General features: G+C 67.0%; 18 protein-coding genes and 1 pseudogene. 11 read left to right on the top strand and 8 right to left on the bottom strand.

Features of this window, described 5'->3' with window-relative positions; all coding sequences use genetic code 11:
- Positions 1 to 395: 395 nt before the first annotated feature.
- Positions 396 to 626 carry a hypothetical protein gene (locus tag M5E06_RS31455; RefSeq protein ID WP_252141611.1) on the top strand — a complete coding sequence of 77 codons (231 nt, stop codon included), beginning with the start codon at positions 396 to 398 and terminating at the stop codon, positions 624 to 626.
- A gap of 557 nt (positions 627 to 1,183) precedes the next feature.
- Here the strand turns inward: M5E06_RS31455 and cas6e are convergent.
- From cas6e to M5E06_RS31430, 5 genes are read right to left on the bottom strand one after another with little or no spacing between them, the layout of a single operon-like run.
- Entirely contained in the window at positions 1,184 to 1,945 is a 762-nt protein-coding gene (cas6e, locus tag M5E06_RS31450) for a type I-E CRISPR-associated protein Cas6/Cse3/CasE (RefSeq protein ID WP_252141610.1), read from the bottom strand.
- Entirely contained in the window at positions 1,942 to 2,805 is an 864-nt protein-coding gene (gene cas5e / locus M5E06_RS31445) for a type I-E CRISPR-associated protein Cas5/CasD (RefSeq protein ID WP_252141609.1), read from the bottom strand. The genes cas6e and cas5e overlap by 4 nt, the downstream gene beginning before the upstream one ends.
- Complete coding sequence (locus M5E06_RS31440) at positions 2,802 to 4,094, bottom strand: type I-E CRISPR-associated protein Cas7/Cse4/CasC (protein WP_252141608.1); 1,293 nt, start codon at positions 4,092 to 4,094, stop codon at positions 2,802 to 2,804. The genes cas5e and M5E06_RS31440 overlap by 4 nt, the downstream gene beginning before the upstream one ends.
- Positions 4,087 to 4,647 carry a type I-E CRISPR-associated protein Cse2/CasB gene (casB, locus tag M5E06_RS31435; RefSeq protein ID WP_252141607.1) on the bottom strand — a complete coding sequence of 187 codons (561 nt, stop codon included), beginning with the start codon at positions 4,645 to 4,647 and terminating at the stop codon, positions 4,087 to 4,089. The genes M5E06_RS31440 and casB overlap by 8 nt, the downstream gene beginning before the upstream one ends.
- An 11-nt stretch (positions 4,648 to 4,658) precedes the next feature.
- Positions 4,659 to 6,422, bottom strand: a complete 1,764-nt coding sequence (locus tag M5E06_RS31430) for a type I-E CRISPR-associated protein Cse1/CasA (protein ID WP_252141606.1) — start codon at positions 6,420 to 6,422, stop codon at positions 4,659 to 4,661.
- A gap of 561 nt (positions 6,423 to 6,983) precedes the next feature.
- On the opposite strand from M5E06_RS31430, the gene M5E06_RS31425 reads away from it, so the two are divergent.
- The 3 genes from M5E06_RS31425 to M5E06_RS31415 all read left to right on the top strand — a co-directional run bounded on the left by M5E06_RS31425 (position 6,984) and on the right by M5E06_RS31415 (position 12,206).
- Positions 6,984 to 10,400, top strand: coding sequence for a DEAD/DEAH box helicase (locus M5E06_RS31425; RefSeq protein WP_252139353.1), 3,417 nt, complete (start codon positions 6,984 to 6,986; stop codon positions 10,398 to 10,400).
- Between the two features lie 249 nt (positions 10,401 to 10,649).
- Entirely contained in the window at positions 10,650 to 11,063 is a 414-nt protein-coding gene (gene tnpA / locus M5E06_RS31420) for an IS200/IS605 family transposase (protein WP_286209072.1), read from the top strand.
- A gap of 3 nt (positions 11,064 to 11,066) precedes the next feature.
- Positions 11,067 to 12,206, top strand: coding sequence for an RNA-guided endonuclease InsQ/TnpB family protein (locus M5E06_RS31415; RefSeq protein WP_252141605.1), 1,140 nt, complete (start codon positions 11,067 to 11,069; stop codon positions 12,204 to 12,206).
- A gap of 55 nt (positions 12,207 to 12,261) precedes the next feature.
- Here the strand turns inward: M5E06_RS31415 and M5E06_RS35955 are convergent.
- Positions 12,262 to 12,354 (bottom strand): annotated as a pseudogene (locus M5E06_RS35955) (hypothetical protein); the annotation flags it as partial.
- Between M5E06_RS35955 and M5E06_RS35950 the strand changes: the two are divergent.
- From M5E06_RS35950 to M5E06_RS31395, 4 genes are all read left to right on the top strand, one after another.
- Positions 12,342 to 12,758, top strand: a complete 417-nt coding sequence (locus tag M5E06_RS35950; RefSeq protein ID WP_353654380.1) for an IS4 family transposase — start codon at positions 12,342 to 12,344, stop codon at positions 12,756 to 12,758. The pseudogene M5E06_RS35955 and the gene M5E06_RS35950 overlap by 13 nt on opposite strands.
- 151 nt (positions 12,759 to 12,909) lie before the next feature.
- A complete protein-coding gene (locus tag M5E06_RS31410; protein ID WP_252141604.1) occupies positions 12,910 to 13,155 on the top strand; it encodes a FitA-like ribbon-helix-helix domain-containing protein in 246 nt (81 codons plus the stop codon).
- Positions 13,155 to 13,574, top strand: coding sequence for a type II toxin-antitoxin system VapC family toxin (locus M5E06_RS31405; RefSeq protein WP_252141603.1), 420 nt, complete (start codon positions 13,155 to 13,157; stop codon positions 13,572 to 13,574). The genes M5E06_RS31410 and M5E06_RS31405 overlap by 1 nt, the downstream gene beginning before the upstream one ends.
- Before the next feature lie 69 nt (positions 13,575 to 13,643).
- The gene (locus M5E06_RS31395; RefSeq protein WP_502802022.1) at positions 13,644 to 14,591 is read left to right on the top strand and encodes an RNA-guided endonuclease InsQ/TnpB family protein; all 948 of its coding nucleotides are present in this window, start codon (positions 13,644 to 13,646) and stop codon (positions 14,589 to 14,591) included.
- On the opposite strand, the gene M5E06_RS31390 is transcribed toward M5E06_RS31395, so the two are convergent.
- Both M5E06_RS31390 and M5E06_RS31385 read right to left on the bottom strand, forming a co-directional pair.
- Positions 14,560 to 15,558, bottom strand: coding sequence for a GNAT family N-acetyltransferase (locus tag M5E06_RS31390; protein ID WP_252141602.1), 999 nt, complete (start codon positions 15,556 to 15,558; stop codon positions 14,560 to 14,562). The two genes, M5E06_RS31395 and M5E06_RS31390, sit on opposite strands and share 32 nt — an antisense overlap.
- A 5-nt stretch (positions 15,559 to 15,563) precedes the next feature.
- Entirely contained in the window at positions 15,564 to 16,790 is a 1,227-nt protein-coding gene (locus tag M5E06_RS31385; RefSeq protein WP_252141601.1) for a glycosyltransferase family 4 protein, read from the bottom strand.
- A gap of 341 nt (positions 16,791 to 17,131) precedes the next feature.
- Here M5E06_RS31385 and M5E06_RS31380 point away from each other — a divergent pair, with 341 nt between their 5' ends.
- The 3 genes from M5E06_RS31380 to M5E06_RS31370 are packed head-to-tail and all read left to right on the top strand — an operon-like array spanning position 17,132 to position 20,296.
- On the top strand, positions 17,132 to 17,722 hold the full coding sequence (locus tag M5E06_RS31380; protein ID WP_252141600.1) for an XrtA/PEP-CTERM system exopolysaccharide export protein: 591 nt from the start codon (positions 17,132 to 17,134) through the stop codon (positions 17,720 to 17,722).
- 2 nt (positions 17,723 to 17,724) lie between these two features.
- Positions 17,725 to 19,311, top strand: coding sequence for an XrtA system polysaccharide chain length determinant (locus M5E06_RS31375; RefSeq protein WP_252141599.1), 1,587 nt, complete (start codon positions 17,725 to 17,727; stop codon positions 19,309 to 19,311).
- Positions 19,312 to 19,342: 31 nt separating this feature from the next.
- Positions 19,343 to 20,296 carry a nucleotide-binding protein gene (locus tag M5E06_RS31370; protein ID WP_252141598.1) on the top strand — a complete coding sequence of 318 codons (954 nt, stop codon included), beginning with the start codon at positions 19,343 to 19,345 and terminating at the stop codon, positions 20,294 to 20,296.
- The last annotated feature ends 12 nt before the right edge of the window (positions 20,297 to 20,308 follow it).

Below are 20,308 nucleotides of genomic sequence, written 5' to 3'. Positions count from 1 at the left end.
GCGTCCCGTCACGGGTGAAGGCCTGGTCGAGGAGAACACCGCCATTTCCGTCCGGCCTTGACTGGGTTTGTCTTTGCATGTCATTGTACTTGGTAAGCACAGAAGCTTTTTTGACCATGCTGACCCTGTTTCGCTGGATGCCGTTCCGTACCGGCTCTTGAGAGGGCGGAGACCGTCATCACTTGCTGTGCGCGACCTGTTCGCCCTGTTCAGACAGCGCTACCGGGTCGTTTTGGCTCAGGACCTGTGCGGACGGCTTTTGTATCACCACTCAGGCGCTGAACACCCGGTTGGGTCTTGTACCAGGAGGGGAAAAGCAAGAGGGGAAAACCACGCGATCGCGGTATTTTTGCGCTCTTTCAGATAAAATTTTCGCCACATAATAGGTGAATGCCATGAAATTAGAGATCTCTGTTCAGGAAGGCGTTGATCAGACCATGGATGGGCAGCCTGCTCGAAGCGACAACATGCCGCTGTCTGCGAGTGATGGGGTGCGCCAATCATCCCACCAAAGAGGGCCGGCCCAAAAATACTCCCTGCGCATGCGGGTTTTGATCAGTTTATTTATGATATTGCTCCCTTGGGCAATTTTGTATTTTGTCATTCGCCACATCATCCTGTCCTGACGCCAAGTTACCAGAAGAAACAGCTCATGCTGCGCACGCAGCGGTACGGCCAGCCAAACAAGCGGCGGAACAGGCGACAGCGAAGGCGATGAGCGTCCGCCCACGCTGTTGCCGCCTGCCGACCGAGCAACAAGCTCGGTTAGGGAGCATTCATCGTCCCTGCCGCTGCAGGGGTGTTTTGATGCCGACGCACCTGTTGGGCGGTGGCGTGGGGTCATCCCTGCGCCTGCAGGGGAGCGTGGATGGCACGTCGATTGCCGACCTGGAGGTTAGGGTCATCCCTGCGCCTGCAGGGGGCGTTTGATTGCCACGCCTTCGGTGATCACCGGCTTGATCCTACCGGATCCGGTCGCTTCACCATCGTGATCCTTGCTGTACCCCAGAGCTTGCTCCGCCTTGCCTCCCGCCTCCCCCGATGTATCATCGCCCCGGCCCCCCGTACAGACCGGTGTTCAACAGCCGACATCATGAAAGGCGTGGGCAACGCCACCGGTCGCTCGCATGAGCCGGCCGCCGCTCACAGGAGGCCCGATGGCCAAAACACCGGCCGCCCCGGCTCAGCGGGCCGGGGCGATCTGCATCAAGCCATTGCCGTAGGCACGGCCGGAGCCGATGCCGCTGGCCAGCATCCGGCGGAAGCTTTCCGGTTCGGTGACCGTCAGCAGGCCCTCATAAGTCAGCGCTCCGAACCGGATGGTCCGGCTGCCGTCACCCCGGCGCCCCTCCGGTGACAGGCTGGTGAGGTCATACTCCAGCACCGCCACCTCGTCTGCCAGCGCCCGAAATCCACACCGCGCGCCCTGACCGGCCAGCCAGTCGACCGCCGCGGCATGCGCCGTCGCTTCCAGCCTCTCCGGTGACCGCTCTGCCTCCGGCAGCCGGTTCCAGGCAAAGCGCACCGCGTCCACCCGGTGGCCCCGCTTGTTGCCCGGCCGCGGCTCCCAGCGGCTCGCCACGGCACGGACACGGAAGCGCAAGCGTTGCTCCGGCCGCAGCACAGGCTGGAATGGGCGTGTCCGCTCGATGCACCACACGCCGCCCAGACCGTCTTCGGGCGGATGGCGGGAGCGGATGATGGCGGTGAAGGGCTGGTCGCGCTCGACATGGAACAGGAACAGCCCGCTGCGTTCGGCATCCGGCCTGCCGGGGAACAGGGTCCAGATCATCTTGTGGGCGAACTGGGCTTCGCTGTGCCGCATGTCCGCCCCAAGGATCGAGCGGAGGGCGCGCGGGTCGCGCGGCTTCAGCACCACCCGGCTTTCCCACAGCGGCTCCGTTGTCGGCGTGCTGTCGATCCCACCGCTCGTCCCGGCGTTCATCTCTCACCTGCTTCGGTTGCCTGCGACGGGAAGGCGCCGCGCAGCTCGGTGCGCTCCTGGAAGCGCTGGTGGATGCGCCCACCCGGCAAAGGACGGGGATCGGGCTGGTCACGGCGCCACACCGGACGCACACTCCACCCCTCCGCCGCTCCCGCCGGCCCCTTGCCCTCTGCGGCAGGAGCACCGGGATAATCCTGGTCCCAGGAGAGGGTCTCGACCTCCGCCCGTTGCCGTTTCAGAGTAACCAATGGTGCCAGCACCGGCATCAGCGCCGGATGGCGTTCCCACGGCCAGCGATAGGCCGCCAGGGCCGCAACCGGTCCCGACGCGTCCAGAGCCTCCGGATCGGGGGGGAGCCCAAGGGGGCAGGCCTTCCGCCCGGCATAGAGCGGCCACCGTGGCGCCCGCAAGGCCGCCGCCATCCGCTCCAGCAGCGTATCGCCATCGGTTGTCGCGGTGGCAACCGCCACGCTCCACAGGCCGCAAGACCAGTGTTCACGGGCGGACAAGAGGGACCCGGAGGTGTCAAGGCCTGACAGGGCCGGGCGCAGCTCCTCGAACCGGCTCCAGTGCGTGCGGTCGGCCGGGCGGCGAGCCCGGCTGATGGTGTGGTAGTCGGGGCGCAGGTCACGCTCCGGCCTGAGGCCGGTGCGCACCGCAATGCGGACCGACGCCGCCAGCGGCGCCAGGCCGGAGCGCTCCACCCCCAATGCCGCCGCCAGCAAGCCGACGATGGCGGACTTCGGCGGGTCCAGCTCCGTCGCCTTCCAGGCGGTGGTGGCCGATGGCTGCGACTCGGCTCCCCAAGCGCCATAGGGGGCCGCCAGCGTGAAGCAGAGTTGCCGAATGGCCCCGGTCATGCCAGCACCTCCTGCCCGGCGGCCTCCAGCACGAAGCGATGCAGCGCCTCCACCGTCCACACCTCCGGTGCTTGGGGAGCGTTGCCGGCGCGGGCAGCCGGATAAGCGTTGAAGGCGCAGAGCGCGTTGGTCAGCCCATAGGCGGCGCGCGCCGCCTCGTGGAACGCCGTCAACCGCGCGATCGACGCCTGCATCAGGTCCTGTCCGGCGGTCGGCGTGACGGGATCAAGAAAGGCAAGGCCGAGATTCAGCGCCGGATCTCCACCGCGCGTGACCAGAACATAGCTGGCGGCAACGTCGCTGGCATGGCTGTTCCGCTTGCCCTTGGGCTGGGCGAAGAGCAGGCCGGTCAGGAAATGGTCCATCGCGTCAACCACCAAGCGCTCCGCCTCCTCGGCACTGCGGCCGTCAGCCAGGGTCTGGCGCAGGTGAGCGCGGTCGAGCACCGCGTGCTGGTAATAGACACCGCCGCCAAAGAAGGCGTAGCTGGTGATGGCGGCCCCGGTGCCGCCCAACTCGTTCAGCTCCTCGCCGGCGGAGAAATAATCCCCTTCGGTGACGAAGCTGTGGGTGGTGAAGGCGTGGCTCACCGCACAGGCCGCTTCAACGGTGAAGGCCGGGTCGGCCGCGACCATCCGCCCGAACAGCGCGGTGTCCAAATCGTGATCGGCGCGCGTCAGCAGTTTTTCCTTGCAGACGGTTCTCACCCACCCCGCAAGGGTGCTGGCAAAGCCGTTGGCGTTCTGCTGCCAGGCAGCGATCAGACTTTCCAGCGCGTCGTCCAGGCGGGCGAGCTCACGGGTGCTGACGACCAACCCCTGTTCGCTGCGCAGGCTGCGTTCGATCTCATCGCGGGGCTTGGGCGCGCCCTCGTCGTCCGCTGGCTCCACAGCCTTTCTCCCCTTGCCCTTCTTGGTGCCGCCCAGCAGCGTCTCGGCCTCCGCCAGCGTCGGGACTGCGGTCCCACCGCCCACCGCCATGTTGACGGCAAGTGCGGCCCAGGCCGCCAGGGCGTCGTCGATCCCGGCAGCACTCAGGCGGCGGAAGGCGAGGATCCCGGCCTCGCGCGTGCGGGTGGCACGCTGCGTCTTCGGAAAATGCGGCGCGAAACGCAGGGCGCGCTTTTTCGCCTGGCTGGAGATGCGGCCGCGCAGGCTTCCGCCCAGCAGGCAGGTCTTGGGTCGGCCGTCCTCGTCGCGGTTGACGTTGTGCGGGGGGAAAGCGGTCAGCATGTGGAACTGGAGAAGGTCGGCCGGAACGAGGGGGGCAAGGCGCAGGCTGTCAGGCATTGGTCTTCTCCGACGGCAAAAGCGTGGCGAAATAGGACAGGAAAATCTGGCGGCGCACGCGGGCGCGGCTGTCCGGCTGGTGCCAGGCCCACACCACCCGAGCGAGGTCGACCAACGGGGCCTTGCCGCCCAACAGATGGACGGCGCCACGCAGCAGGCGCAGGAACTGATCGGGATCTTCGGCCGACAGCAGCAGCCGCAAGCGGTCCTCGCTGAGGCGGGGCTTGCCATTCTTGAACCTGGCGGCAGCGCGGCCAAAGGCATTGCCCCAGCCCGCCCCGGTCTGGCCGCCCTCCTTTGGCGTCCAGCTCTGGTCCACTGTCGCGAGTGCCATGGCAAGGCGTGCGGCCATGTCCGGAGCGGTGGACGGGTCCAAGCAGCGCAGCAGCCGGTGAAAGGCGATGACGCCATAGACATCGTCGATGGTCTGGGCGCGGCGCAGCGCTGCCCGGTCACCGCGGTGATGGTGCTCTTGAAGGGTGGCATGCCAACCGGACACGGCGGCCAAGCTGTGGTCGGTGGCGGCTGTGGACGGGGGGTCCGTTGCGGGCATGGCCGGGGCACTCATGGCGTCTCTTTCGGCGTGGTTTTTGGCGATAGGATGAGGGTCAGACGCCCGATCAGCACAGCACGCTCCATCGCCAGCAGACGGTCGGTGGCGGTGGTGCCGGCGATGGGGAAGGCCGTGTCGAACAGGCGGACAGCAGCGTCTTGCCCTTGGACGAGGAGCTCTTGGGCGACGGCCTCGGCCGCCGCGACGCGCTCCTCGCCCGTGTGGTCGCGGGCGAGGCCGGCCAACCGGCCGGCCCCGTCCAGCACCGCGCCGTCCAACGCCGCCAGCAGGCGGTCCTTGAGGTGGTCGGCGAGCGCCGCCGGCCCCTCGCGCCGCCCAACGCGGCAGGCGGAGCGGGCGGTCATGTGCAGCGCGCCCGCCATCCGGCCCAGCCTGTCCAGGGCCCGGGACATCTGGTCGCCCAACCAGCCGAGATCCGCCGCTGGCAGGTCGAAGACCGGCAGCTCGCGCTGGCTCATGCCGCCCACCGGTTTGTTGTAAAAAAATTGGGCACAGGCACGAACCCGAAGCGAGTCCTCCTCCATCAGGGCTGTGGCACTCCGCTCTGCCCGGGTCCGGCGTGACGGGCCGGCAGGACGAGGTGATCCAGCACTCTGGAATTGGCGCAGCACCGGCGGCAGCAGGCGTTGCTTGGCGGGCCTGCTGGCACTGGTTGCCGGCTGATCGGTGAGCAGGGCGGTCTCCAGCCAATCGTCGAACCGCAAAGGGCCACGGGCGCGCAGGAACTGGGAGGGCTCATCGGATTTGCCGGCGGAGACGATGCGGGATGCCCATGGCATCCACCAACCCGTCGGTTGATAGGCCAGCCCCTTGGGCCAACGGCTGTAGCCTGTGAAAACCGGTCCCTCCAGCCCGGTGAGATCGCACCGGCCGGGCACCGGGGGAGCGAGCAGGTAGCGCCGTGGCATCGGGATGTGGGCCGGGTGCAAGCGGCGGCGTTCCATCGAGCGGCTTGCCTGTTCATCCTTGCGGCCAAGCGGCATGCCGGCAAGACTGCCATCGAGCCAGGGAAAGACGGTGGCATCCAGGGGCGCCGGCCATAGGGCGGTTTCCATGCCGTCGGCATGCCGGGTCAGGACGTTCAGCCACAGCGTTTCCCACAAGGTGGCGCCGACCATCTGGAACTTGATGCTGTCCGCCCCGTGGGGAAGGCCGAGATAGCCGCCGCCGCCTGGCGGAAACAGCACCATGTGGGCGTAGAGCACCGGCAAAACGGCGCCGGCGCCGATGGCGGTCACCCCGCCGCGGCGGACGAAGAAATCGGCGTCCTGCTTCACCGCCTCTGCGGTCGGGGCGTCAGGCAGCAAGGTGGCGATGGGCTGCAGGCCGGCGGCATCCTCGTCATCGTCCTCAGCCTCTTCTGCTGGTCGCCGGGCCTTCGGCGGCTTGCGTCCTGCGGCCTCGGCCAGACGCTGCGGAGATGGCCGCACCTGCAGGGCCGGGTGGCTGGGATGATCGATCTGGAAAGCATCCTCGTACGGAGCCAACGCCTCCGTCAGCTGGACGGGAGTGGGTGGCGCTGCCAGGAGTTGCTCCCAGTCGCTCACGCTTCGGGGGGGCAGGGCGGCCTGCAGGATGTCCCGCATCAAGAACTCAAAGCCGCGCTCGACCAACGGATGTCCAAGCCGCACCGCCACAATGGGATCGGAGAGGTGCCCATCGGTGAGGGTCAAAGGCGTGGCCAACCCCGGCCCCGACCGCTGCCGGACCACGGGAACCGCTTGCCTGAAAAACGAAAGCGTGGCTGAGGACATACGGATCCCAGAGGTTGCCGACTGCTGCTGCTCCTCCCCATGGCTAAAGCCAGGGGGGTGGAGGTGCCTGCGCCGGACCTCTTCTGCGGCTCTCGCTTGCGCTACAGCATCCGCAGCCTCGGTCCGGCGGCTATCCCCGTCACTCTAAGCAAACCCTCTGCACGAGATCTGCCAAAATTAGCGCGGAGTTGGATGATGGTGACGCCCCCTTCCCCATTGGCTGTCCCCGTCGGCCGCTTGGCATTCGCGAACCGCGCCGGGTTTGTTGAAGGGACGGGAGCAGGCTCATCGTCTGAGAGAATGTCGTGGGTGCTGCGGTGCTGCAACTTGCGACCGCGGAGTTGGCTGCGGATAATGCGCCACCTTCTTTCATTGCAGGCCGCCCGTTCCACCCACGTCCGGACAGCCGAGAGGAGACGTCCCGCCGTGTTTTCCCCCTCTGACCTCCGCCGCTTTATCGACGCCGGCTCGCTCGAACGGGGCCGGCACTATTGGGCGGACGGCCGCGTCCAGACCATTGAGGCGCAACGGCGCCGAGGGGATGGCTGGACCGTGACGTCAATGGTCCGGGGCTCGGGTCGCGCGCTCTACGGCCAGGACATCACGGTGAAACTCGTCAATGGCGTGCTGCGGCAGGTGGAGGGGGTGTGCGACTGTCCGGTGGGGTACAATTGCAAGCATGTCGCCGCAGCGCTGCTGGCCTGGGCAGAGCGCAGCGCCACCGCCGCCGGCCAACCGTCTGAACGGCCATCCTCCGCTCGGTACGCCCCGTCATTGCCGTCGCCGTCGGCTGTTGCCGTTCAGGACAAGACGCCGCCTGGGGAACCCGGGCTCTCGGCTCCGGTGAAGGATTTGCTGTCGCGGCTGACGGCGGCGGTGCTGCGTGAAACCGCAGAGCAGTATGCCGACACCGTCCGTAAACGGCTGCTCTTTGTCCTGCACCTTGATGACACCCCCTCCGGCGACCGCAGGCTCCTGCTCCGTATCCTCTCGGCCACCTTGCGCAAGGATGGCCAGTTCGCCAACGATGACAAGGCCTATGATGCCTATCAGTTTGGCACGCTGAATTCGGCGAAGTTCGTCACCCCGGCCGACCACGCGGTGCTGAATGCCGTGTCGCGCAACGCACAAGCCGGTCCGCACGGGTTCCTGCTGTCGGCCGACGTCGCTCCTTGGCTGATCGAACGCATGCTGCCCACTGGCCGGCTCTATTGGCAGGATTTCCGCAGCGGCAGAGCGCTGCGCTCAGGCCCTGTCCTGACCGGAACGCCGCGTTGGCAGACCGACGGCGCCGGCCGCCAGCGCTTCACCATTGCGCTCCAGCCGAACACCGTCGAAGCGCTGCCGGCCATCGTGCTGCCGACGGTGCCGCTGCTCTATGTCGATCCCACAAACGCCATCTGCGGTTCTGTCGAGGCCGCGACGGTGTCACCGCAGATCGCCGTGGCGTTGTTGACGGCCCCGCCGCTACCGCCGGGCGAGGTGGCCGCCTTCCGGGCTGAGGCGGAACGGCTCGGCGACCGGCTGCCAGTGCTGCCGGACGCCCCGGCGCGGACCGAACATCGCCGTATTGTGCCGCGGCCGGTGCTGCGGCTGAGCATGGCCCGGCCGGCGGGGCTGTCCTCCTTGTACCCCTCGGCCTATGGGATGATGGGGATGCCCGAACTCCCGGTCGCCGACCTCCATTTCGACTATGCCGGCACCCGGCTGCATTGGAAACGGCGAGGACCGCCGCTGCAATGGATGGAGGACGGTGTCCTCGTCATCGCCAAGCCTCAGCCGAAAGAGGAGAAGACGGCGATCAAACGACTGGTGGAGGCTGGCCTCGCCATCCCGCCACTGCCGCTCAGCGTCGGTGGCGCCTCACCGGTCCGCGACGAGCTGTTCGCCGCCCCCGGTGACGACCTCGATGAACGGTCGATCTGGTTGAGCTTCTGCCATTCGGTGCTTCCCGACCTGCGGGCCGCCGGCTGGATCATTGAGATCGCTCCCGATTTCCCCTTCGAGGTCCTGGAGGCGCCCAAGGACTGGGCGTTTGAGATTGAGGATGGCTCCGGGATCGACTGGTTTGGCCTGTCGCTTGGCGTCGACATTGGCGGTGAGCGCATCGATCTGCTGCCGGTGCTGCGCGAGGTGATTGATGCGCTCGCCCGGATCGACCCGGACCTGCTCGACGATGAGTATTTCGACGACGAGGATGCCGATGGAGAGGAGGGCGCCGCTAGGACGGATGGCCGGACGCCGGGGCTGGCGGCGGTGCTGGAGCAGTTGGCGCCTTCCGGAACAATGTTCGTGCGAATCGGCTCCACCCGCTACATCCCGCTGGAGGTGGAGCGGGTGGCGCCGATGATCGGCGTGCTGATGGAGCTGTTCGGCCTGCAGCCTGGCGGCGGCGAACTGCGCATTGGCCGGTCCCATCTGGGCGACCTGTCGGCGCTGGAGGAGGCAGCATCGGCTGCCGGCATCCCGCTGCTCGGCGCCGACGCCGTCCGCGGCATGGCCAAGACCCTGCGCGAAGCGGGCGGCGTGCCAACGGTGCCCCCACCACAGGGGCTGCACGCCACCTTGCGCCCCTACCAGCAGGCGGGGCTCGACTGGCTGCAGTTCCTCGCCGCCCACGGTTTCGGCGGCATCCTTGCCGACGACATGGGGTTAGGAAAGACCTTGCAGGCGCTGGCCCATCTGCTGGTGGAAAAGGAGGCTGGCCGGCTTGACCGCCCCAGCCTGCTGGTGGCGCCGACCAGTGTGCTCGGCAACTGGCGCGCGGAGGTGCAGCGTTTCGCTACCAGCTTGCGCACGCTGGTCCTGCACGGGCCCCAGCGCAAGGCGGCGCAGGGTTCGTTGACCGAGTACGACTTGGTGGTAACCTCCTACGCGCTACTGCCGCGCGACCGCGCGGTGCTGGAGGCCCAGCCATGGCACCTAGCGATCTTCGATGAATCGCAATATCTCAAGAATCCCATTGGCCAAGCGAGCAAGGCGGCACAGGCACTGGAGGCACGCCAGCGCCTCTGCCTGACCGGTACGCCGGTGGAAAACACTCTGGACGAGTTGTGGGCGCTGTTTGCCGTCAGCGTGCCCTCGCTGTTCGGCGACCGCACTGGCTATCGCCGGACCTTCCGCACCCCCATTGAAAAGCACGGCGATGCCGATCGCCAGCGCGTGCTGGCCCGCCGCGTTCGTCCCTTCCTGCTGCGCCGGACCAAGGAGGAGGTGGCGGCGGAACTGCCGCCCAAGACCGAAATCCTGGAAGCGGTGGAGCCTGGCGGCGGCCAGCGCGACCTCTACGAGACCATCCGCCTGACCATGGACCAGCGCGTGCGTGACGAGGTGGCGCGCAAAGGGCTGGCCCGCAGCCGCATCACCATCCTTGATGCGCTGTTGAAGTTGCGGCAGGTCTGCTGCGATCCGCGGCTGGTGAAGCTCGAAAGCGCCTGCAAGCGGGTGGCAAAGGGGGCGGCGTCGGCCAAGCTGGAACGGCTGTTGGAGATGCTGCCGGAGCTGCTGGCCGACGGTCGGAGCATCCTGCTGTTCTCGCAGTTCACCTCGATGTTCGACCTGATCCGGCCGGAGCTCGACCGACTCGTCATCCCCTTCGTCGAACTGACCGGTGACACAAGGGACCGCGAGACCCCAGTCCGGCGTTTCCAGGCAGGCGAGGTGCCGCTATTCCTCATCAGCCTGAAGGCCGGCGGCACCGGGCTGAACCTGACCGCCGCCGACACGGTGATCCACTATGATCCCTGGTGGAACCCGGCGGTCGAGGATCAGGCGACCGACCGCGCCCACCGCATCGGCCAGGACAAGCCGGTCTTCGTCTACAAGCTGGTCACCAGCGGCACGGTGGAGGAGCGCATGGTTCAGCTTCAGGAGCGCAAGCGCCGGCTGGGGGAGGCGGTTTACGACCGGGGCCAGACGGCGGAGGAACTGCTGACCGCAGACGACCTCGATTTCCTGCTGGCTCCCATCGACGGCTGACATTGGCAACGGATGAGGCACCGAACGTTCGCCCCGCTTCCGAGCGATGGCTGCACATCGGTATGAACCACCGCCCCCATTCAGCGAATGGAGGTGGTTTGGCAGTCATGACTCCGCATCGGGCCGTTCCGACCCGTTCGCCTTGAGAACGCCATCATGATTTCGCGGCGGGGACTGCCGGCTTAAGCCGGCAGCGGAAGCCGCGCCTCCTTTGCTGGTGCGTTAGGTTTCTGCCGGAAGCAGACTCTCTTGCAGGACGACGCGCTCTGCGAAGAACGTGCGAAGAACGCGGGGGCGGTATTTTCGCTGACCTACCACATCGTATGGTGCCCGAAATACCGGCGCCCCGTCCTGACGCCGCCCGTTGACGGCCGGCTTAGGCAAGTTCTTGGCGAAGTGGCGTCCGCGTACGATATGACGGTCCACGCGCTGGACGTCATGCCCGATCATGGTCACGTCTTCGTTGAGGCTGATCCAACCCTTGGTGTTGCCGAAATCGTCAATCGCCTGAAGGGAAAGTCCAGCCGGGGTCTTCGTGACGAGTTCCCGGCGCTGCGCTCCAGGCTTCCGACGCTCTGGTCCCGCAGTTATTTTGCCGCAACGGTTGGCAGCGTCTCGGAAGAGACGATCCACCCCTCCATCGAAAACCAGAAGGGCAAGTGACCAATGCCGGTCCTGAGCACCAAGGATCGCCTCTACCCGACCACGGCGCAAGTTGCCGGGTTCGAGGCGATGCTTGGCGCCTTCTGCGACCTGTACAACGCTGCCCTCCAGCAGCGGATCGAGGCGTACCGCCGGGCCGGGAAGGCCCTGCGGTACGTCAATCAGGCCGGCGAATTGAAGGCTGTCCGGGCGGCGGACGAGCGGCTGGCCAGCTACAGCTTTAGCGCTGAGCAACAGGTGCTCCGCCGGCGGGACAAGGCGTTTGTGGCCTTCTTCGGTCGCGTGAAGACGGGCAAGGCCGGGTTCCCGCGCTTCCGCGCCAAGAGCATGTTCGACAGCGCCGAGTTCCGAGTTGGCGACGGGCTGACGATCCGCAAGAGCAAGCGCCTTGGTGTCGTTGGCATCCCCGGCGAGGTGAAGGTGAAGTGGCACCGCGATCTTCCGGCCGCTGCAAAGGTCGGAGCCGCCGTCCTGTCGCGCGCCGCCGGACAGTGGTTCGTGTGCTTTCAGATCACGATGCCCGACGACGAGGGTCAGCCGCGCGACGGCGCGTCGGTCGGCCTCGATCTGGGCCTGTCGTCGTTCATCGCCACCTCGGACGGGGAAACGGTCGCTGCTCCGCAATGGACACAGGGTGCGGCCAAGAGACAGCGTCGTCTTCAGCGTGCGCTTGCCCGCGCCAGGCGGGGCAGCAAGCGCAGGCTCAAGGCGAAGCGCAGGCTGGCGCGTCACAGCGCGGCCACGGCCAACCGGCGCAGGGACTTCCTGCACAAGCTGTCCCGCTCGCTCGTAGACCGTTACGCCGTCATCGCCTTGGAGGACTTGAGCGTTGACCGTCTGGCCCGGTCGATGCTCGCCAAGTCCGTTCACAACGCCGCGTGGGGACAACTTCGATCCTTCCTCGACTACAAAGCTGCGAACGCTGGTGTTCGGGTGGAAGCCGTCGATCCGCGCGGAACAAGTCAAACCTGCCCGGAGTGCGGGGCCGTCGTCGCCAAGACGCTGTCTGACCGCACGCACACATGCTCGTGTGGCTGCGTCATGGATCGCGATATCGCCGCGGCGATGGTCATCCTGCAGCGGGCACAGGGAACGGGGCCGGGACACGGCCTTCGGACGCCAAGCCAGCGGGGTGCCGCATAGCTGGTCCGAGAAGCCGTCGCCCTTCAGGCGACGGAGTTGTCACGCCGACGCGAAGTCACGGGGGCAAGGTCGTCCCGCACACGTCGCACCTGTGCACACGCTCGCTGAGGGCCTTCTTTCTGACCGTGCCGCAGCATGGACAGGTCTGTGAAGAGTTTCACAAGACCCTGCAGAGCGGTTGTCGCCTGGAAGACCGCCAGCTGCGGACCATCGAACGCTTCTGGCCCCTGCTGGGGGTCTTGTCCATCGTCGCCGTCCGGCTTCTGCAGGTCCGCGAGGCGGCACGCTGGACCCCGGCAGGCCACCAGCGACGCGCCGGACGCTGCGGTTGCTGGCCACCGCCTTGAAATACCCCCGACTGCCATCACCCGCCGCCGTGACGTTCAGCGCGGCGTCGCTCGCCTTGGCGGTTTCCTGGTCCACAAAGGCGATGGCGAGCCGGGCTGGCCGACCTTGTGGTTCGGCTTTGAACGCCTCTTTCTGCGCATGCTCGGCGCTCAGCTCGCGTCCGCGCTGCCCCCCCCCGAGAGGGGGGAACGGCAAGGGCTTTAGCCAGGGGGAGGTTCAGAGGCCGGTCCTCAGATGAGTGCGGGAGAGCCGAGAGTGGACGCCGATCCACAGGCAGGCCCAAATAAGCCACACACCGTTGCAATCATCGCAATCATTGCTTAATGTCAGCAGCGGACACACTCGGGAGCGACCGATGGCCAGCATCACGATCCGGAACCTGGAGGATCTCTTGAAGGCCCGGCTGCGGGTCCGTGCCGCCCACCACGGCCGCTCCATGGAGGAGGAGGCCCGTCACATTCTGCGTGCGGCGCTCACGGAAGAACGCCGGCCCGTGACGCACCTTGGCGACGCCATCCGACAGCGGTTCGCCCCGTTCGGTGGCGTTGAGGTGCCTGACGTTGGCCGCGAGCCTCTGCGCGCTCCGCCGAGTTTTGAGTGATGTTCATCTTGGACACCAACGTGCTTTCGGAACTGATGCGCCCTGCACCGTCCGAAGCCGTCCTCCGCTGGGTTGCCGGGCACCCCGCTGTCAGCCTGTTCACCACAACCGTCACCCAAGCGGAAATCCTGTTCGGTCTCGCTCTGTTGCCGGAAGGACGTCGCCGAAGCGACCTGTTGGGAGCAGCCGAGCAGATGTTTGCCGAAGACTTTGCCGACCGGGTGCTACCCTTTGATGCTGCGGCCGCCGCGGCGTTTGCGCCCATCGCGGCGGGACGGCATCAGAAAGGCCGGCCGACCGGAGCATTCGATGCACAAATCGCCGCCATTGCAGCGTCCCGGAATGCTGCACTGGCAACCAGGAACGTGGCGGATTTCCTGGATTGTGGACTCTCCATCTTCAATCCGTGGGAATGCTGACCGAGAACGGCCCGTTGGTCAATTGCTCCGCGTGGGACCGCTGCCTTGAAGGCCACGGCCGTGCTGGCCATGCTCCCTTGGCTCGGCATCGCACCCTCGTACTCCCGCCCCCGGGTCTCGGACGATACCCCCGTCGTCGAGGCGCTGTTCAAGACCGCCAAGCACCGCCCCGAGTACCCCGCCCCCCGCTTCGCCGGCCTCGACGAGGCCCGTGCCTGGGCCAAGGCCATCGTCGGCTGGGACACGTCGGCTGGGACACCGACGCGGCACTGCCACGGCGGCATCCGATCCGTGGGCGTGGCGGTGTTCGCCGCGCTCAGCGACGGCACCGGCATCGCCCCGGCCAACCCCGGCCAAAAGGCGCTGCGGGCGCTGCGCAAGGCTCAGCGGGCCTTGGCGCGGAAGACGCGCGGATCGGCCAACCGCCGCAAGGCGGTGCGCCGGATCGCGCGCATTCAGATGCGGGTGGCGAACGCCCGCAAGGACTTTCTCCACAAGCACAGCACGATCATCGCCAAGACCCACGGTGTGGTCGGTGTGGAGGCGTTGCCGGTGCGGAGCCTGTCTGCGTCGGCGACGGGCACGGTCGCGGAACCAGGCCGCCGGGTCCGGCAGAAGGCGGGACTGAACCGGGCCAGTCTCGCTCAGGGATGGGGCTTGTTCCGCACCCTGCTGGCCGACAAGGTGGCGGATCGCGGCGGCAGGCTGGTCGAGGTGCCTGCCGCCGACACCAGCCAGACCTGCGCCTGTTGCGGCCATGTCGATGCCGCCAACCGGCCGAGCCAAGCCGTCTTCGTGTGCGGGCGTTGTGGCCACAGGGCCAACGCCGACACCAACGCGGCGATCAACATTCTCCGGCGCGCGGACAGCGCGTTGACGCCTGTGGAGGGGCACCGCACCAAGCGGCCCGATGACGCAGGAACCAGCCGGAGGGCCGCAGGATGCGGCTCAACGGACCCTCCGCCCGTCGAGGGCGGAGAGGATGTCAGTTGCTCCGCAAGCGGGAGAGCAGGGTGATGCCGGCCAGTGCGGCGCCAACCGGCGTGGCCGGATCGTAAGCGGCCACCCCCCAACTCTGGCGGCGCTGGCTCACCCAGTGACGCTTGTAGGGGTCATCACCGCGGCCGAAATCAATCTCCCGCACCGTCGGGTCGCCGAGAATCCGCTCCAGCATCAACCGGGTCAGAACAGAGCCGGGGGAGTGGTTCTTGTGGCGCTCGTCATGGGCCAGCTTGAACAAGGTGGCGGCCCCGCCACCGACCAGCCAGATCTGGGCTGCGACCGGTTGGTCGTCGATGGACAGCAGACCGATGAGCCCAGCCCGCTGCCTCAGCAGCGCAGCGATCAGGGCTGGAATGAAAGTCGGATAGGGTTCCGGCTTTTTCCAACTTGCCTGGTAAATGGCTTGATACGCCGCGGTTGCCGCGTCGGCCTCCTCGGGCGCGGCGCACACCCGCAGCGCGCATCCCGGCCCCCGCCGCAGGGCGCGCTCCCGCCGCTCCACGGTGTTGCGCAAGCGGCCAGGGCGGGCGGACCAATAGGCATCGAAGCCCGCCCTCACCGGCTCGTACCATGTGCCGAAATGCTGGAAACGCTCGACGAACAGGCCACCACGGCGCAATCCGCTGCTCACACGCACCGCCTCCGCCTCGTCCTGCAGCGCCTCGAACAGCAGCCGATGCACCCGCGGCTGCCTGCGCCGCAGCGTGCGCGCTGCGGCGGCCAGGTCATCCTCATCGACGCCGGCCGTGCTGTAGCGTGTGCTGTAACAGGGGGTCAGGCTGGCCAGGGTGCGCAGTGCAACGGGACCATGCCAGCTGGTCCGCTCCCGCATCGCCAGGGTGGCGCCGGGCAGAACAAGGCGATGGGGCTGGTCGCCAGGGTCGAGGCAGGTCGACGCCAACACCGAGAACCACGCTTCGCTGGTCTCAAAGGGCAGGCCACTGCCGGTGCTGGCACCGGCGGGAACCCGTGCGGCCTCCACGCCCCTCATGGCTGGGTGCGCAGCGCGGCAGGGGGCATTTGTCCGGCTGGAGGATGCTGGATCATCTGCACAATGCGGTCTGCGTTGCGGTCCCAGGTGAAGGCACGCCGCTCGATGGTGGCTGAGGCCTGTTCGGCGATCTGCCGGCGCAAGGCCGGATCGGCGCACAGCGTCCGGATGGCGTCGGTCAGCGCCTTCGGTTGGTCCGGATCGAACAGCAAGGCGTCCTGGCGATCGGTCAGCACCTCGCGGATGTTCGGCGTGTCAGGAGCGAGGATGGCGCGACCAAGCGCCATATATTCAAACAGTTTGAGCGGTGAGGCATAAGCGGTCACCGCTGGCTGGAGGGCGATGTCGAACGCCGCAATGTGGTCCGTCACCGCATCGCGGTCGATCACGCCCGTCACGGTGAGCCGATGCCGCAGCCCGAGGGCCTCCGCCCGCCGCTCCAACGAGGCGCGCGCCGGCCCGTCACCAACGACCAGGAGGTGGGCGTTGTCCCCGTCGCCCAGCTCGCCCAACACGGCCACGATGTCCTCCAGGCCGTGCCACGCCCGCACAAAACCGGTAAAGCCCAGCACCAGCCGGCCCTCCAGCCCCAGCTTGCGTTTGGCCGCCTCGCCGTCCACCACGGCGGCAAAGCGGTGCCGGTTGACCCCGTTGGGGATGACAGCGATCCGGTCAGGGGGGACCCCCCGCGCCGCCACCTCGGCGCCCAGCACCTGGGTGACCGGCAAGACCCGATCGGCGGCGCGCCAGACCCACCCCTCGCAAAAATGGGCGAAGGCGTGCAAGGACAAGCCGCTGTGGCGGGCGCGCTCCTCGCACAGCGGGGCATTCACCTCCAGCAAAAACGGCAGGCCAGCCCGTCTGGCAACCGCTGGACCGCACAAAAGGAACAGATTGTAGCGCTCGTAGATGGCGTCGGGTCGGTGCTCCCGCACCGCCTGCGCCAGACGGCGCCAGGCGACCAGATTGTAGCCAACCTCCAAAAGCTCATAAGTCCAGCGCGGCAGCCACCGCTTGAGCCGTCCGACCATGCCGGCTTCGCAGCCGAAGCGTTCGCTGGCGATGCGTGCAGGGCCGACAACGATGGTGTCATGGCCTTGGCGTTGGAGGGCTGCAATCAGCTCATCCATGTGCACGGACTGTCCATCACGCGAAGCGATGCGGTGGTGAAAGAGGATCTTCATGACCGTCGAAAGCGCCCATGCAAGGGAACGGTCTGCCATTAGCGCCCAGCCCGCATCCTCTGTCGAACACTCGCATGGACCACAATCTTTGAGGATTAGACATTCCTTAAGTGATAATCCTTATCGGGAGGATAGAGGCAAGCCCTTCCAAAATGACAGTCCATACCCCGTCCTAGGCTTTCCGCACGACGGTCGTGCCCTTGGCGGATATGCGTAACTCTCCTCTTCTTATTTTGGGCTAACAATATGGCTCATCTACCCTGAATTCGGTTGCTTGGGTAAGCAGGATTTTAAGATATTGCCAATCAAGCCTCGGGAGGGGAGCCGTGTTGCGCCCATGGACTGACCGTCGCATTCAGCATTTGGCCGTCCTCGCTGCCATGGCGGTCGCCCTGCCCCTTGCCGGCTGCGGCACCTCCTTGCCAAACGCACCGGTCGAGGTCAGCAGCGATGGCTCCGGCAGCGACCCTGCGGCCTACCGGATCGGCCCGCTCGACACGATCCAAATCGCGGTGTGGCAGGCGCCTGAATTCTCCGTCTCGATGCCCGTTCGTCCCGACGGCAAGATTTCAATGCCGCTCATCGAGGACATCCAGGCCGCGGGGAAAACACCCACAGAGCTTGGTCGCGTCATTGAGGACCATCTGAAGAAATACATTGAAAATCCTGTCGCCACGGTGATGGTCAACAGCTTTGTCGGCAATGCCCAGCAGGTGCGTGTTGTTGGACAGGCGGTCAAGCCGCGCGCCATCCCCTATCGCGCCGACATGACGGTCCTCGATCTGATGATCGAAGTGGGCGGGCTGACCGAGTTTGCCGACGGCGACCGCGCCATTTTGGTGCGCCGCACGACCGCGGGCGAGAAAAGCTACAGCGTGCACATCGACAGTTTGCTGAAGAGTGGCAACATCCGCGCCAACGTCCCGGTTCAGCCCGGTGACGTCCTGATCATCCCAGAAACATGGTTTTGACCATGATAGACACGGCTAAAATCCAGCTCCTCTTGCGTGTCCATCTGGCCGAGCTGTGGCGCCGGCGTTGGCTGGTGCTGCTGGTGGCCTGGACGGTCTGTCTGGTCGGCTGGGTCGCGGTGATGCTGATGCCGGATCGCTATGAGTCCAACGCACGCATTTATGTGGACACCGACACGCTGATCACCCCGCTGATGCGTGGCCTGACGGTGCAAACCGATCCAGACCGCCAGATCGAGATCATGCGCAAATCCCTCCTGACCCGGCCAAACCTGGAGCAGGTCATTCGCCGGACCGACTTGGACCTGCAGGTCCGCACAGCCACCGATCTGGAGCGGCTGATTGAGACGCTTCAGCGCAAAGTGAGGGTGGTCTCCGACGGCAAAAGCCTGTTCCAGATCACCTACTGGGACGCCAGCCCGGCCCTGGCACAGAAGGTCGTGCAGACCATGCTGACCCAGTTTGTCGAACAAAATGTCGGCAAGAGCCGCGCCGACATGGACAACGCCCAGCGCTTCCTCGACAACCAGATCAGCGCCTTCGAGAGGCGCTTGCGCGAAACCGAAGAGCAGGTGGCTGAGTTCCGCCGCACCCACGCCGACGAGCTGGGGGGGCGGCAGAACCTCCAGGCGATGCTGGACCAGGCCTTGATCCAGCTCCGCCAGCTTCAGCAGGAGCTGGATGCCGCCATTTGGAACCGTGACCAGCTCCGCCTGGAACTGGCGCGCACCCCGCAGCAGCTCGGCGGTGGAAGCGCGTTCGCCGGCCCCGCCGGCACCCCGGCCGGCACCCGCATCGCCGAGATGGAGCGTCAGCTGGCTCTGCTGCGGGCGACGCGCACGGAGGATCATCCCGATGTGGTCAATCTGCGCCGGCAAATCGCCGCCGCCAGAGCCGATGGCAGCCAATACAGCGGCGAGCGCGTCACCCGCACCGGCGTCGCCAACCCGGCTTGGCACCAGCTGTCGGCCGAACTGCGCAAGCTGGACGGCTCGGTGGCCGCGCTTGAGCGCCGCATCCAGGACAGCACCACCCTCATTGGCGAGCTGCGCAAGCGGGTCGATGAGGTGCCGGGGGCGGAGACGCAGCTGCAGCAGCTCCAGCGTGACTATGATGTCGTGAAGACCAACTATGTCGAGCTGCTGTCCCGGCGGGAATCGGCACGCTTGGCACGGAACCTGGAGGACCAGACCAAAGCCGTGCAGTTCCGCGTCATCGAGCCGCCGGTGTTGGCCCGCATCCCGGAAGGACCGCCACGCACCGCCCTGTTCAGCCTGGTGCTGGTCGCCGGCATCGGCGCCGGCGTCGGACTGGTGCTGCTGCTTTACCTGTTGCGCAACCCGCTTTCCGACGAAGCCGGCCTCGCTGAGGCCTATGGCATCCGCGTGCTGGGGGCTGTCAGCGAACTGCCCGTCCAGCGCCGCCGGCCCCAGGTGATTGCCAGCCTGTCCAGCATCGCCAGCGTCGGCCTCTGCTTGCTCGCGACCTTCTTGACGCTGGTCTACCTCTATGCCGCCCCTGACCGTCGCCCTGATCTGCTCGGCAGCTTGAAACAGTTCGGCGGGGCCGTCCAGGCACAGCTCCTTTGAACCGGCCTTCCCCAAGACGGACCCACGCCCCATGTCCATCATCCTCAGAGCCACGCAGCAGTTGCGCCCGCTCCCCGCTCCCGGCGCCGGCCCAGTGCCAGACCCTCCGGGGGCGCGGACGGAGCGGACGTCCGCTCCGCCCAAGGTGGACGGGCCGGGTCCCCAGGAGGTGCTCTCTCCAGAGACCAGCCGTCGGCTTGAGGGTCAGGACATCGCCGCCACCGCCGCCGGCGACAGCCAGCCGATGCAGACCATCCTCTTGGACCGCAGTGCGTTGCACAGGGCGAACATCGTCGATCCCGAAGGCCCCAAGTCGCGTCTTGCCGAAGAGCTGCGCCTGATCAAGCGGCGGCTGCTCACCCAAATCGCCGCCAGTCAGGACAGCGCCCGGGAGACGGCGGGGGCGGTCGAGCGGCCGGACAACGCCATCGTGGTGACCAGCCCATCGGCTGGAGAGGGCAAGACCTTCCTCGCCCTCAACCTCGCCATCGCCATCGCCATCGGCGAGCGGCGCAAGGTGGTGCTGATCGACGGGGATCCGATCAAGCGCTCCTTGTCCATCCTGCTCGGCCTTGCCGACCGGCCTGGCCTGATCGATGTGCTGCGCGACCCCGCTTCCCGCGATCCTCTGCTGGCATGTGAGGACCACAAGCTGGTCCTGCTGCCGGCGGGACGCGGCCAGAGCGTCCAGAGCAGCGCCGCCGACCTGTTCGGCGGTGCGCGCATGGCCGCGCTGGTCCGCCGGGCCGCCGCCATCGCCGGCGACGACGGGGTGGTCCTCATCGATGCGCCACCGGTCCTGGCCACATCGGAAGCCCTGGCCCTGGCGCATCAGGTCGGGCGGGTGCTGATGGTGGTGGCGGCCGGACGGACCGCGCGCTCGTCCATCGGCAGTGCGCTCGACCAGCTCGACATGGACGAGCGCATCAGCCTCGTCTTGAACCGGCGGCCGGCGTACCTGTCTGCAACCGACATGACCTATTGAGCCTGACGCCGC

The organism is Azospirillum sp. A1-3 (assembly GCF_023806445.1).
GTDB lineage: Bacteria > Pseudomonadota > Alphaproteobacteria > Azospirillales > Azospirillaceae > Azospirillum.
This window is presented reverse-complemented; position numbering and strand designations above follow the sequence as displayed.